Origin of the sequence: Kitasatospora sp. NPDC036755 (genome assembly GCF_040636595.1) — a bacterium.
Classification (GTDB): domain Bacteria; phylum Actinomycetota; class Actinomycetes; order Streptomycetales; family Streptomycetaceae; genus Kitasatospora.
The window spans coordinates 36,866-50,843 of the sequence record NZ_JBEZUT010000014.1 but is presented as its reverse complement, the minus strand read 5'-3'; the positions used below and the strand labels follow the sequence as shown (position 1 = coordinate 50,843).

Annotated in this window: 8 protein-coding genes and 1 pseudogene; 4 read left to right on the top strand and 5 right to left on the bottom strand. The window is 76.1% G+C overall.

The features are described from left to right. Positions 1–904: pseudogene (locus AB0E96_RS03890) on the top strand (flotillin family protein); the annotation flags it as partial. Positions 905–949: 45 nt separating this feature from the next. Further along, positions 950–5,680, top strand: a complete 4,731-nt coding sequence (locus tag AB0E96_RS03885; RefSeq protein ID WP_359818065.1) for a DNA repair ATPase — start codon at positions 950–952, stop codon at positions 5,678–5,680. Here AB0E96_RS03885 and AB0E96_RS03880 read toward each other — a convergent pair whose 3' ends face one another. Then, positions 5,681–6,838, bottom strand: coding sequence for a hypothetical protein (locus tag AB0E96_RS03880; RefSeq protein ID WP_359818063.1), 1,158 nt, complete (start codon positions 6,836–6,838; stop codon positions 5,681–5,683). 62 nt (positions 6,839–6,900) lie between these two features. Here AB0E96_RS03880 and AB0E96_RS03875 point away from each other — a divergent pair, with 62 nt between their 5' ends. Together AB0E96_RS03875 and AB0E96_RS03870 are read left to right on the top strand one after the other, a co-directional pair. Further along, a complete protein-coding gene (locus AB0E96_RS03875) occupies positions 6,901–7,242 on the top strand; it encodes a hypothetical protein (protein WP_359818060.1) in 342 nt (113 codons plus the stop codon). A gap of 6 nt (positions 7,243–7,248) precedes the next feature. Continuing rightward, positions 7,249–8,271: a Rieske 2Fe-2S domain-containing protein gene (locus AB0E96_RS03870; RefSeq protein ID WP_359818057.1), complete on the top strand. Its 1,023-nt coding sequence runs from the start codon at positions 7,249–7,251 to the stop codon at positions 8,269–8,271. A 432-nt stretch (positions 8,272–8,703) separates the two neighbouring features. Here AB0E96_RS03870 and AB0E96_RS03865 read toward each other — a convergent pair whose 3' ends face one another. The 4 genes from AB0E96_RS03865 to AB0E96_RS03850 all read right to left on the bottom strand — a co-directional run bounded on the left by AB0E96_RS03865 (position 8,704) and on the right by AB0E96_RS03850 (position 13,895). Next, complete coding sequence (locus tag AB0E96_RS03865; protein WP_359818054.1) at positions 8,704–10,431, bottom strand: FAD-dependent oxidoreductase; 1,728 nt, start codon at positions 10,429–10,431, stop codon at positions 8,704–8,706. Positions 10,432–10,498: 67 nt separating this feature from the next. Further along, positions 10,499–11,410 (bottom strand): diiron oxygenase, encoded by a 912-nt coding sequence (locus AB0E96_RS03860; RefSeq protein WP_359818052.1) that lies wholly within the window; start codon positions 11,408–11,410, stop codon positions 10,499–10,501. A gap of 252 nt (positions 11,411–11,662) precedes the next feature. Further along, positions 11,663–12,712: an alpha/beta hydrolase gene (locus AB0E96_RS03855; RefSeq protein WP_359818049.1), complete on the bottom strand. Its 1,050-nt coding sequence runs from the start codon at positions 12,710–12,712 to the stop codon at positions 11,663–11,665. Positions 12,713–12,875: 163 nt separating this feature from the next. Then, positions 12,876–13,895: an RNA ligase family protein gene (locus tag AB0E96_RS03850; protein WP_359818046.1), complete on the bottom strand. Its 1,020-nt coding sequence runs from the start codon at positions 13,893–13,895 to the stop codon at positions 12,876–12,878. Positions 13,896–13,978 lie beyond the last annotated feature (83 nt).

The following is a 13,978-nucleotide window of genomic DNA, read 5'->3' as shown; positions in this document are numbered from 1 at the left end:
CACCGAGGAGGCCGAGCGCGTCCGCAAGGCCGTCGTGATCCAGGCCGAGGCCGAGGCGCAGGAGAAGCTCGTCAAGGACATCAAGGCCGCCGAGGCCGCCGAGCAGGCCGCCGCGCACAAGGCCCGCGAGGCGCTGGTCATGGCCGAGGCCCGGCAGCAGGCCGCCGAGCTGGACGCGGCCGCCAAGATCCGGATGGCCGAGGGCATCCGGGCGGAGGCCGCGGCCGAGGGCCTGGCCCGGGTCCAGGTCCGCGAGCAGGAGGCCGCGGCGGTGGAGAAGGTCGGCCGCGCCGAGGCCGCCGTCCAGACGGAGAAGGCCAAGGCCGCCGCGCTGGAGATCGGCGGCAAGCTGAAGGCCGAGGCCGAGGGCCTCACCGAGAAGGCCGCGGCGATGGCCAAGCTGGACGAGGCCTCGCGCGGGCACGAGGAGTACCGCCTGCGGCTGGCCGCCGAGAAGGACGTCCGGCTGGCCGGGCTGGACACCCAGCGGCAGATCGCCGAGGCCCAGGCGGCGCTGGTCGCGGCCGGGCTGGAGAAGGCGAAGATCGACATCGTCGGCGGGGACTCGGTGTTCTTCGACAAGCTGGTGCGGTCGGTGACGGCCGGCAAGAGCGTGGACGCCTTCGTCGAGCACTCGCAGACCGCCCAGACCCTGGCCGGGCCCTGGCTGGACGGACGGGCCGACTTCACCCAGGACCTCACCAGGGTGCTCTCCTCGGTCTCCACGGCCGACGTGCAGAACCTGACGGTGTCGGCCCTGCTGATGAAGCTGATCGGCTCGGGGGCCGGCGACCAGGCCGGGCAGCTGCGCCAACTGCTGGACTCGGCCCGGAAGCTGGGCGTCGCGGAGACCCCGATCGGGGCGCTGGCCGGCGGCCTCGCCTCGGCCAACGGATCCAAGTAGCCCACCGAGCAACCGATTCCACCGAGTCAACTGAGGAACGTGACCGTGACCGTGGACGCCCTCGACGCCCGGCTCGACACCGGCACCTACGAGGTCCTGCGCGACCGGCTCGCCCGAGCCGCCGCCGAACTCGCCGACCGCGCCCAGGCGTTGAACGCCCGCCGGGTCGCCGAGTTCGGCGGCGGGGAGCTGCGACTGACCGGCACCGGGCGACTCACCACCGCCCGGGCCTGCCTGCCGCAGGACCTCACCGCCGCCGGCGGGCTGCTGCTGCTCGCCACCCGCCCGGCCGGACCCTCCGACGGCGCCGAGGACTTCGCCGACGCCCTCGGCCTGCACCACCCCGACCTCTCCCCCGCGCCCGCCGAGGGCACCCTGCTGGACGACCCCCGGCTGCGCCAGGACCTCGCCGACCTGCGGCGCTACTTCCGCGACGCCCGGCTGGAGCGGCTGCGCCCGGTGGACGGCCGGCTGCTCGCCGTCTTCCGCACCGGCCCGGCCGCCACCGACGTCCGGGTCCTGCGCTGGCGCCTGGACGGCGGCTCCGCCGACGACGCCCGGCCGTCCTACCTGGACGGGCGCGGCGAGCGCGACCACACCCCCGCCGACGGCCGGCAGCTGCCCTGGACCGCGCTCACCCGGGACGACCAACTGCCCGCCGGCCCCGGCCGCCCGCCCCGCGCCGATCTGGCCGGCGAGCTGCTGGTCGGCGTCGACGGCGGCCGGCTGACCATCACCACCCCGGACGGCCGGGAGCTGCACCGCGAACCGCTCGCCGAGGCCCTCCAGACCCTCGCCGACGCCCGGATCGCCCACGCCCGGATCGGCACCCTGCTCCTGGTGCGGGTGCGCCCGTACCAGGAGGAGACCGAGCGGCACCTGGTGGTCCACCTGCCGACCGGCACCGTCACCCGGATCGACGCGCTCGGCCAGGCCTGCCTGCGGCTGCCCGCCGACCAGGGCGTGGCCTTCCCCGGCGGCCTCCACCTCGTGGACGGCACCGTGCGCACCTTCGACCAGCCGGTCGACGGCCTGGTGTACGAGCGCACCGTCGTGTCGCCCAACGGCGAGGACGTGCTGTACGAGTTCCGCTCGACCACCGACGGTCGCGCCCTGCTCCAGCCGTACAACAGCGTCCGCCAGGAGGCCGCCGCCCCGCTCGCCTGCCAGGGCTACGCCCTGCTCGCCGACGGCACCCTGATCGCGCTGCGCCCGGCCGAGGACGGGCCGACCCGGCTGCACCCCGTCCAGCTCTGGCAGACCCCGTTCACCAGCGAGCGCTTCGCCGCCGAACAGCCCTCCGGCACCGGCCCGTTGGCCCGGATCGGCAACGCCGACCTGGTCCGCGGCCTGGCCGACTGCCTGGCCCTGGCCCGGCTGGCCGCGGCCGGCGCCGACACCCCGGCCGGCCACCAGGCCGTCCTCGCCGCCTGCACCCGCACCGCCGACCGGCACCACTGGCTCGGCCAGAGCGGCCTCGGCGACCTCGCCGCGCCGCTCGCCGAGATCCGCGACACCGCCCGGCAGGTCGTCGCCGAGTACGAGGCCGTCGCCCAGCTCACCGCGCACGCCGCCCGGCAGACCGACGAGGCCGCCGAGCACGTCGAGGGCCTGCTGCGCACCGCCCGCGGCGAGACCCTGGCCGACGCCGCCGAGTGGGTCGACCGGCTGTCCGGGCTGCGCCGCGCCCAGGGCCGCGTCGAGGCGCTGCGCGACCTCCCGCGCGCCGACGCGGAGCGGATCGACGCGCTCGCCGCCCACCTCGCCGAGGGCCTGGCCGAGGCCGCCGACCGCGCCGTCGGCCGGCTCGCCGAGCCGACCGCCTTCGAACCGCACCGGCAGCGGGCCGGCGAGCTCGCCGAACGCTGCGCCGCCATCGCCACCGCCGCCGAGGCCGAGCCGCTGGGCCTCGAACTCGGCGCCCAGAGCGAGGCCCTGCAGACCGTCTCGGAGCTGGTCGGCACCCTCGACCTGGCCGACGCCACCACCCGCACCGCGATCCTCGACCGGCTCGCCGACGTGCTCGGACTGCTCAACCGGGCCCGCTCCGCGCTGACCGTGCGCCGCCGGGAGCTGCGCACCCGCGAGGCCGCCGCCGAGTTCGCCGCCGAGACCGCCCTGCTCGGCCAGGCCACCACCGCCGCGCTCGCCGCCGCCGACACCCCCGAGGCCTGCGACGAGCAGCTCGGCCGGCTGCTGCTGCGGATCGAGCAGCTGGAGACCCGCTTCGCCGACGCCGACCCGGCACTCGGCGAGCAGCTCACCGACCGGCGCACCGAGATCCACGACGCGCTCACCGCCCGCCGCCAGCACCTGCTGGAGGAACGGGCCCGGCGCGCCGACCGGCTGGCCGCCTCCGCCGAGCGCGTCCTCGACACCCTGCACCGCAGGCTGGCCGGCCTCGACACCTCCGCCGAGATCGACGCCGCCCTCGCCGCCGACCCGACGGCCGTCAAACTCCGCGACCTCGCCGGTCAGTTGACGGCGCTCGGCGACCGGGTCCGGGCCGCGGAGCTGACCGGACGGCTGCGCGCCGCGCGCGGCCGCGCCCACCGGGCCCTGCGCGACCGCGCCGAGCTCGCCGGGGACGGCCCGGGCACCCTGCGGCTGGGCCGGCACCTGTTCGCCGTCACCACCCAGCGGCCCGAACTCGCCCTGGTGCCCTGGCGCGGACGCCCCGCCTTCACCCTCACCGGCACCGACTACCGCTCCCCCGTCACCGACCCGGCCTTCGCCGCCACCGAGCGGTACTGGGACCGCCCGCTGCCCTCGGAGACCCCGCGGCTGTACCGCGCCGAGTACCTCGCGGCGAGCCTGCTGCCGGCCGTCGAGGCGGCGGCGCCGTCCACCGACGCCGACCTGCTGGAGTACGTCCGGCGGGCCGCCGAGCAGCGCCCGGACGAGGGCTACCAGCGCGGTGTGCACGACCACGACGCCGCGCTGCTGCTGCGCGCCCTGCTCCGGCTCGACGCCGAGGCCGGGCTGCTGCGCCACCCGGCGGCCGCCCGGGCCGCCGCCCAGCTGTACTGGGCGCACGGCGCCGACGAGCGGCAGCGGCTGCTCTGGCACACCCGGGCCCGCTCGCTGGGCCTCGCCCTGGGCGCCTTCGGCAGCACCCCTGCGCGGGCCGCGCTCGACGCCCTGGCCGCCGAACTCTCCTCCGCCGTCGCGGACTTCATTCCGGGCACGGAGCCCGCCGGGCCCTACCTGGTGGCCGAACTGGCCGCCGCCGCACCCAGCTTCGCCCACTCCGCTGGCGCCGCCGCCCTGCTCGACAAGTTCCGCGCCGCCCCTGAGTCGGCCGGCCTCACCGAGGCACTGGACGCTCTGCCCGAGGAGCCGGAACTCCTGCCCGTACGGCGCCAACTCGCTGCCGCCTGGCTGGAGTCCGCCGCCACCGACGCCGATCCGGCCGACCTCGCCGAGGCCGCCGCCGCGCTGCTCTGCCCGGCCCTGCCTCGCCGGCCCGCCGAGGGGTCCGTGGGCGCCCGGGTCACCGGGCTGCTCGGCGACCACCCGCGGCTCACCGGCGGCGCACTCGACCTCCGCCTGGACGAACTGCTCGCCCAGGTGGAGGAGTTCGAGCGGGTCGAGGTGCCCGGCTACCGGGCCTACCAGCGGCTGCGCGGCGAGCTGCTGGCCGCCGAGCACGCCCGGCTGCGGCTGGACCAGTACCGGCCCGCCCCGCTCAACGGCTTCGTCCGCAACCGGCTGATCGACCAGGTGTACCTCCCGCTGGTCGGCGACAACCTCGCCAAGCAGCTCGGCACGGCCGCCGCCGGCGGGCCGGTCGACCGCAGCGGCCTGCTGCTGCTGGTCTCCCCGCCCGGCTACGGCAAGACCACCCTGGTCGAGTACCTGGCCGAGCGGCTCGGCCTGCTGCTGGTCTCCGTCAGCGGCCCGGCGCTCGGCCACCGGGTCACCTCGCTGGACCCGGCCGAGGCCCCCGACGCCACGTCCCGGCGGGAGGTCGAGAAGCTCAACTTCGCCCTGCACGCGGGCGACAACGTGCTCCTCTACCTGGACGACGTCCAGCACACCTCGCCCGAGTTCCTCCAGCGCTTCATCCCGCTGTGCGACGCCCAGCGCCGGATCGACGGCGTCTGGGACGGCGAGGCCCGCGAGTGGGACCTGCGCGGCAAGCGCTTCGCCGTGGTCATGGCCGCCAACCCGTACACCGAGTCCGGCCGGCTCTTCCGGCTGCCCGACATGCTCGCCAACCGCGCCGACGTGTGGAACCTCGGCGACGCCGTCGCCGGGCGCGAGGACCTCTTCGCCCTCAGCTTCGTCGAGAACGCCCTGCCCGCCAACCCCCACCTGGCCCCGCTCGCCACCGCCGAACGCACCGACCTGGACACCCTGCTGGCCCGCGCCGGCGGGCTGCCCGGCGGCACCCTGGCCGGTGCCTGGCCCGCCGCCGAGGTCGAGCGGATGACCGCCGTCCTCGCCGGCCTGCTCCACCTGCGCACCACCGTCCTGGCCGTCAACCGCGCCTACCTGGCCTCCGCCGCCCAGGACGACCGCACCCGCACCGAGCCCCCGTTCCTGCTCCAGGGCTCCTACCGCAACATGGCCAAGCTCGCCCAGCGCCTCGATCCCGCCCTCACCCGCCCCGAGCTCGACGCCCTGCTCACCGACCACTACCGCGCCGAGGCCCAGCCCCTGGGCGCCGACGCCGAGGCCCAGCTCCTCAAACTCGCCGAACTCCGCGGGACCCTCACCGAGGAACAGGAGGCCCGCTGGGCGGAGCTGAAGCGGTCCCGGCGAGCCGAGTGATCACACCTGGCCCATGACCGCGTCCACGAGCCGCAACCAGAGGTCCAGGCCGGGCGCGGTCGATTTGAAGGTGCGGTCCGACCCCCGCAACCGGGCGTAGGTCGCGACCAGCAGGTGCGCGACCCGCTCGGTCTCCAGCGGGAGCACGTCCCGGATGAGGTCCATCCACTCGGGCGCGCTTCCGTCGTGGAGCGTCTCCAGCGGCAGCGCCCGGCAGGCCGCCCACGTGACCAGCTCGGGCGCGTACTCCAGCAGCTTCCAGTGCGCCCTGCTGTCCCGCTTGAGCATCCTGGCGATCGCCGTCTGGGTCTCCCGGCGGGCTTCCACGGCACGCTGGACGCTGATCTCGTGCAGGTCCTCGTGGACCAGGCTGCGGTAGGCCGGGCCGGTGATGTCGGACCAGAGCGCGTTCAGCCCCTCGGGGGTCTGCAACTGGTTGCTGAGCTGCGGGCGCCGCGCGGTCGAGAGCGCGGCGAGCGAACGGAACACGTCCGCGGGTGTGAATCCGACCGGGTGCGGTCCGGACACGATGCCCCGCCGGGGATCGAAGTAGCCTCCCTCCCGCCGGAACTCCGCTTGGACGCGCAGGAGATGGGGGCAGCGCGCGAGATTGTCCTGCGGCTCCGGCAGGTTGACGTGGTGAGCCGACTCGTCACACAGCTCACGAGCCCGGTCGATGTCCTTGCCGGTGACGACGACCACCCACAGGACAGCCCTGTCGAGGTGCCCCGGCGGCAGTTCCCGGAAGAGGTGGGCCATCGTGACCAGCCGCTGGAACCCGTCGAAGCACTGCACGCCGTCGAGGCCGAGCAACCCCGAACCGCCGGCCCGGTCGGGCTCCCAGTGCGGGCTTCGCGAGGCCAGTACGATCGGCGGCCCGAACGCACCGACATCCTCGGGCCGTTCCCGGAGGGTGCGCGCGAAGGCCTGGTTGACCGGGCTTTCCGGCAGGTAGCCGCGTCGGCTCTTCAGCACGGAGGCCGCATCGGGCATGGCGGCCAGCGCCGCCAGCTCGGACGCCTCGATCAGGGCCATCCAGCGGTTGCCGATGACTGCGGCGTGACGTGCCCTGAGGATGTGCCGGTCGAGGGCGGGCGGGGTGTCCGCCGCCCATGAGGCTCCCGGCCAGGAGCCGAACGGGGCGTGGTTGGTGTCCATGGCCGGTTCAACGCCGCACGGGCGGTCAGGTTGCGGGCGGGCGGCTGGTGCCGCTGGGCCCGGTGAGCACCGGCCCGGTGGACGAACTCCCGGCGCGGGCACGGGCGGTGCTCGGACCCTTCCTGGACGCGATGGCGAGGAACGGCGCCCGGGTCCACCACGGCGGCGACCTCCCCCGGCTGCTCGGCGGGGCCGGGTTCGAGGTCGAGGAGGCGCTGGACGCGACGCCGTACTGCACGCCGGCCTCCGAGGCGGTGCACGCGCGCTTCAGGCTGCCGTGGGAGGTGGTGCGGCGCCTCGGCGATCCGGCCAAGTGGCTCAATCTCCCGTCCACGGTGGAGATGTACGCCGTGCGCGAGCACGTCGCCTGGTACGTTCACACGGCCGTCAAGCCATCGAGGTGACTCCGCGTGGACGAGCGCTCCGCCCCCCTGCCGTACCCGAGTGGCTGGTTCTGCGTCGGCCGCGTCAGGGACCTGCCGCCGGGGCGGGTGCGCACCGTCCGGCTGATGGGCGAGGACGTGGTGCTGTACCGGACCCGTCGGGGCGCGGTGCGCGCGGTGGGCCCGCACTGTCCCCATCTGGGCGCGCACTTCGGGGCGGGCGGGACGGTCCGGGGCGAGGAGCTGGTCTGCCCGTTCCACGGTTTCGCCTTCGGCCCGGACGGCTCCTGCACCGGCTCGCCGGACGGCGTCCGGTTCCGGGGCTCGCTGGACCGGCGCCGGCTGTGCGAGCGGGACGGCGCGCTGTTCGTCTGGTGCGCGCCGGACGGCGGTGTGCCCGCCTGGGAGCTGCCGCCGGCCGTCGGGGTGCGGCCGCTGGCGTGGTGGAGCGGGGTGGATCCCACCCATCCGCAGGAGGTGCTGGAGAACAGCGTCGACTTCCGGCACACCCGGGTGCTGCACGGCCTGGACACCCGGGAGACGGCGCCGCCGGAGGTGGCCGGCCCGCTGTTCACCGTCCACCAGCGCACCACCACCCGGTTCCCGGGGCTGGGAGCGGTGAGCCTGGAGCAGCCGGTGACGCTGGTCGGGCTCGGGATGATGCGCCTGGCGGTGGAGCTACCGCAGGTGGGCGGCACCCTGTGGATGTGGGTGCTGCCGACGCCGCTCGGGCCGTGGCGGACCAGGGTCCGGGTCGCGGCGACGGCCGCGGTGTCGTTGCCGGGGGTCGGCTCGGCGCGGGCCGTCGACCGGGCGGCCTCCTGGGCGGCGCTGCGGGCCACGGTCCGGATCCTGGAGCAGGACCGCCCGGTGCTGGCCCACAAGCGGTACCTGGCGCAGCCGCGGCTGGTGCCCGGGGAGCGCTCGATCGGGCTGTTCCGCCGCTGGGCGCGGCAGTTCTATCCCGGGGACGGTCCGGGGATCCACACCGAGCCCCCTCCCGGGTTCCGGTCCGTGTCCGCGGAGCCGGAGCCGGACGCCATCGACTGAGCTCCGGGCGATGCGGGCGGCGGCTCCCGGTCCTGATCGGGCTGCCCGGGCACGGACCGGCCCTCGGCCCGCCAGCGCCGGACCAGTTCGGCGTAGATGGGCGCCTCCGGGAACACCGGCACCACCGGTATCACTGGAGTCACCGGCGCCTCCGCCATCACCGGCGGCACCGGCGGCACCGGCGTCACCGGCTGTTCCGGCGGCCGGTCCGGCGCATCGCGCAGGATCGTTTCCTCAACCGGCTGCCGCTCCGGTTCCGGCAGCCTCCCAAAACCACTCACACCCGCCCAACGCACCCCACCCGCACCGAGACACGGCCGCGTCAACCGGGCACACCACGGGTCGCCCCCCGCGCCGCGGCCACCCGGTGCGCGGGAAGTCGGCCCACCCGACTTCCCGCGCACGTTCCCGTGCGCCGTCCGGCGCTCCCCGCTACCGCCGGCGCCCCGCCGCCAGCAGCTCGGGGACGGTGGCGAGCTTCACCCGGGGCCGCCCCTCGGCCGCCCCCCGCTCACGCTCCGCGCGGTCCACCGCGCGCAGCTCCCGCAGCCCGACCGCGTCCGGCCGCCGGTGCCGCACCAGTCGCTCGAAATCCCTGCGGCCCGCCTCCGGGGCGGGCAGCGCACGGGCGACGGCGTCGTCCAGCAGGGCGTCCACGGTCTCCCGCGCGCAGGCCCGGTTGGCGCCGATCCCGCCGGCGGGCCCGCGCTTGGCCCAGCCCACCACGTACGCCCCCGGCAGCGGCCGGCCGGTCCCCGGGTCGACGACCCGCCCGCCCCGGTGCGCGACCGTCCCGGCGCGCTCGTCGAACGGCAGCCCGGGCAGCGGCACGCCCCGGTGCCCGATGGAGCGCACCACCAGCCCGGTCCGCAGCGCCTCCGTCACCCCGGTGCCCTCGACCCGGCCGTCCGCCGTCGGCGCGGTCCGTTCGACCGTCAGGGCCTCGACCCGCCCCTCCCCGGACAGCTCGACCGGCGCCGACAGGAACCGCAGCACGATCCGGCGCCCCGGGCCGGGCTCCGCGGCCCCGTCGTACGGCACCAGCGGCAGCCCGGCCAGCAGCGCCGCCCGCGAGCCGGCGCCCGTCGAGGGGCCCGTCACGGAGCCGGTCGCGGAGCCCGCTTCGGCAGCCTCGCCGCCGGTGCCGCCGCCCGCCGCCTCGATCGCCGCCCGCACCTGCGGGTGGTCCTCGACCACCACCTCGACGCCGGGCAGTCGGAGCAGCGCCAGGAACTCCGCCCTGGTCCACGCGGCCTGGTCGGGGCCGCGCCGGGCGAGCAGCACGACCTCCCGGACCCGGCTGCGGCGCAGCGCGGCCAGGGCGTGGTCGGCGATGTCGGTGGCGGCGAGCCGGTCGGGGTCGGTGAGCAGGATCCGGGCGATGTCCACGGCGACGTTGCCGTTGCCGACCACCACCACCCGCTCGGCCGCCGAGAGGTCCACCGCGTCGGCGGGCACGGTCGGGTCGGCGTTGTACCAGCCGACGAAGGCGGTCGCGGGCAGGCTGCCCGGCAGGTCCTCGCCGGGGATGCCGAGCCGGCGGTCGGCGGCCGCGCCGACCGCGTACACCACCGCGTGGTGGTGCGCGGCGAGCTCCCGGTGGGTGACGTCCGTGCCGACCTCCACGTTGAGGTGCATCCGCAGCCGGGGGTCGTGGAAGACGCTCGCGAAGCTCTCCGCGATCCGCTTGGTGGACTGGTGGTCGGGCGCGACGCCGTGCCGCAGCAGGCCGCCGGTGACGGGCAGCCGGTCGATCATGGTGATCTCGGCGCTGGTGCTGCGCAGCAGTTCCTGGGCGGTGTACCCGGCGGACGGGCCGGTGCCGACGACGGCGATCCGCAGCGTGCCGAGCTCGCCGGGCAGGCTGCGCGGGAAGCCGGGCGCGCCCCAGGCGTGGTCGCTGGGGTGGTCGCGGAACCAGTCGCGGTTGAGGTCGCCGAAGACGGTGTCCGGCCCGCGCAGCCGGTCGACCGGGAACACCGCGTCCACCGGGCAGGCGTCCGCGCAGGCGCCGCAGTCGATGCACGCCCGCGGGTCGATGTACAGCATGTCGGTGGTGCCGAACTCCGGCTCCTCCGGGGTCGGGTGGATGCAGTTGACCGGGCAGACGGAGACGCAGGAGGCGTCGTTGCAGCAGGTCTGGGTGATCGCGTAGGCCATGGCCGGGGTGGGGTCCTCGCTGTGTCCGGTGGTCCGATGGGCGGGCGGATGGTGACCTGACGTTCCGTCAGAGCATGTGCACCCGGCGGTAGACGGCCGCCGAACGGCCGGTGAGCAGCCCGGTCTCGGCGAGGAAGGCCATCAGGTGCCGGGAGCTGGTGCGCATCATCGCCTTGCGGTGCTCGTTGGCCCGCACCTCGGCCAGCGCCCGCTGGACGTCGAGCCCGGCGGCCCGGTACACGCCCGGGTGGACCATGCTGCTGACGATGACGTACGCGCCCACGGCGATGCCGGTGGCCGAGGCGCGCCGACGGGCCGGGCTCGCGTGGCGCATCCGCTCGCGGATCTCCTGCCGGGCGAACTTCATGTGCCGGGACTCCTCGACCACGTGGATCCGGGAGGTGCCGCGGACGATCTCCAGCACGTTCTCGCCGCGCATCCAGTCGCGCTGCATGACGTCGAGCACCTCTTCGGCCACCAGGATTCCGCCGTAGGCAAGTTCGCCCTTGGCGAGGGCCTTGAAGGCGCGTCCGGCCTGGGCGATCACCTTGTTCGGCCGGTAGGCGGGAACACCCATCTTGGCGCAGGCGCGGGCGAACATGATCGAGTGGCGGCACTCGTCGGCGATCTCGGTGAGCGCGAACTGGAACTCGGCGTTGGCGGGGTTCCTGAGGTACTGGTCGCGCAGCACCATCTGCTGGAGGATCATCTCGAACCAGATGCCGGTGTTCATGATCGAGCAGACCTCGTGCCGGGTGAGGGTGACCCGCTGCCGCTCGGTCATCTCGTCCCACAGCCGGGTGCCGTAGAGCGTGCTCCACTCCGGGTTGAGGCCGTACTGGTCCTCCGGGAGGGGGGCGTCCCAGTCGATCTCGGTCGAGGGGTCGAAGGAGAGGGTGGCGGCCGACTCCAGCAGCCGCTTCGAGACGTCGTCGTCGGCCTCGGTGTGGCCTTGCCCCGTCTGCCGGGTGAGAGCCATGGCTGCCTCCAGGTGCCTGCTCCTGCGGGTTCCCGCTCACCCGCTTATTAGACGGACAGTACAATAAGAGCCGGTCGCCGAGAACCCCCTGCGCGGCAACGATCCGGCGCGCGACCGTACCCCTCGCGCCCCCTCGCGCCCCCTCGCCCGCCTCCCCGGCCCAGCCTGCGCCCGGCCCCCGCCCGACCTCCGGTACGCCGAAGGGCGGGACCCGTCACCCGGATCCCGCCCCTCGCCTGGCCCGCTCCCCCGCTACCCGCCGATCGCCTGCCGCAGCGCCTCCGCCGCCTCGGCCGTCGCCTCCCGGAAACGGTGCCCGACGCCGAGGTAGCTGACGTACCCGTGGATGAGGTCCGGCTGCCGGCTCAGCCGCACCGTGACCCCGGCCTCCTCCAGGGCCCGGGCGTACGCCTCGCCCTCGTCGCGCAGCGGGTCGAAGCCCGCGGTGCCGATGTACGCGGGCGGCAGGCCGGCCAGGTCCTCGGCGAGCAGGGGCGACAGCCGCCGGTCGGCGCGGTCGACGGGCGCGGGCGCGTACCGGTCGGCGAACCAGTCCATGCCCGCGTCGGTCAGGAAGAACCCGTCGGCGAACAGCCCGCGCGAGGGCCGTCGGGTCGAGGCGTCGGTGGCCGGGTACAGCAGCAGCTGGAAGACCGGCGCCGGGCCGCCCCGCCGGACGGCCTCCTGGGTGAGGACGGCGGCCAGGTTGCCGCCGGCGCTGTCCCCGCCGACCGCGATCCGCTCCGGGTCCGCCCCCAGGTCGGCCGCCTGGGCGTACGCGTGGTCGAACGCGGCCAGCGCGTCCTCGGCCGCCGCCGGGAACACGTGCTCGGGCGCCAGCCGGTACTCCACCGACAGCACCCGCACCCGCGCCCGCTGGGCGAGGAACCGGGCGACGTGGTCGTGGCTGGCCCGGCTGCCGACCACCCAGCCCCCGCCGTGCAGGTAGACCAGCAGCCCGGAGCCGGCCGCCAGCCCGTCCGGGGTGTACAGCGTCGCGGCCAACTCGCCGTGCTCCTGCGGGATTCCGACGCTCCGCGCGGCCACCGTACGGTTCACCGGCCCGCCCACCAGGTGCCGCGCGGCCTCCATCGCGGCCCGCGACGGCCCGACCCCGCCCGGCATCACCAGCGCCGCCTTCGACAGCCGCTGGAGCTTGAGGATCAACTGCGCGTCCAGCGCGAGCGTCTGCCCGTCCCGGACCACCGGCCTGCCCGCGATGGCCCGCCGCAGCCTCTCCGGCAGGGCGTACGCGGCACGGACGACGGCGGCCTGGATCCGGACCGGGGGTGGGATCGACATCTCTCTGCCTCCTGAGGGCGACCCCGGAACGGTGTCGGGGCGGTTCTGCCGGGGCCGGCAGCCCATGATGGGGCCCTCCCACCGGACGCGGAAGCCTCCTCGACGCCCCCTTCACCCGCCCTCGACCCCGCCCGCCTCCGCCGCACGCGCCCCGCCGCGCCGGTCAGGCGCCGCGCCGGTCCTGGGCGTCGAAGGCGGCCAGGGAGTGCGCCCCGGGCCGCAGGGCCAGGCGCAGCGCGGCCAGCGTGGCGGGCTCCAAACCACCCAGGGCGTCGGCGAGTTCCTCGGCCACGTCCGCCGCGATCTCCGCCGCCACCGCCTCCGCGGCCGAGCGCGGGCCGAGCTTGCTGACGGCGGCCGCGGCACGGGCGGGAGTGAGCAGCGCGGAGGCCTGGACGAGGAGCCAGGCGGGGACGCCCGCCGCGCCCTCCGGCGGCGGGAGGTACGGACGGGCGCCGTCGTAGCGGTCGTCCTCGGCGAAGGCCTGCTGCTTCACCTTCACCAGCGGGCGGGCCGGGCCCGGCTCGGGCCACTCGCCGGCCGGTTTGAGGACGTACCCCTCGGCGAGGTTGTCCGGCAGCTCGGGCAGGCCGAACAGGGCGGGCACCCGGGTGGGGTAGCGCACCGGCAGGTCGTGCAGGGTGTTCAGCGGGCCGTGTCCGAGCAGGGGCACGCAGGTGAGTCCGGCGGCCCGTGCGGCGGTGCGCAGCGTGCGGTCGGCGATCCACCGGCGGCCCTCGGGCGTCTCGACGGTGGCGTCGAACGGCAGCCAGCGCAGGCCGGGGGCGTACCAGACGCCGGTCTGGACCGGGTCGACCCCGGGGACGGCGGGCACCTCGGGGTGCGGGTAGCGGCCGCCGGCCAGTTCGCCGTAGACCGTCACCACGGCGGCGGGATCCGGGCGCACCGCGGCGGCGAACCGGGCCGCCGCGACGGACAGTTCGGGCCAGATCCGGCTCACCCCGAAGAAGCCGTCCAGCCCCTCGTCGTCCAGCAGTTCACGCCGCTTCGCGGCCCGCACCGAGCCGCCCTCGCAGACCACGGCGAAGTGCGCCCCGTGCACCTTCTCCGCCGCCGTCCACTCGCGGCTGCCGGGGCCGCCGGAGCGGCCGCGCCCGGGGATCTTGGGATAGGGCCGCAGTTCGGGCCCGCCGGCCCCCGTCTCGAACACCGTCTCGGACACGAACGGCATCCTCGCCGCCGGGCCCGCCGCCTGGCAACCGGGATTCCCGGGCCGCCGGCCGGCGCCCCGCCACGCGCCGGGGC

What these genes read in the sequence shown, in the direction of transcription:
- AB0E96_RS03880 (WP_359818063.1), bottom strand. Translation starts at nt 6,838, where the DNA reads ATGGACACCAACCACGCCCCGTTCGGCTCCTGGCCGGGAGCCTCATGG.
- AB0E96_RS03865 (WP_359818054.1), bottom strand. Translation starts at nt 10,431, where the DNA reads ATGGCCTACGCGATCACCCAGACCTGCTGCAACGACGCCTCCTGCGTC.
- AB0E96_RS03855 (WP_359818049.1), bottom strand. Translation starts at nt 12,712, where the DNA reads ATGTCGATCCCACCCCCGGTCCGGATCCAGGCCGCCGTCGTCCGTGCC.
- AB0E96_RS03860 (WP_359818052.1), bottom strand. Translation starts at nt 11,410, where the DNA reads ATGGCTCTCACCCGGCAGACGGGGCAAGGCCACACCGAGGCCGACGAC.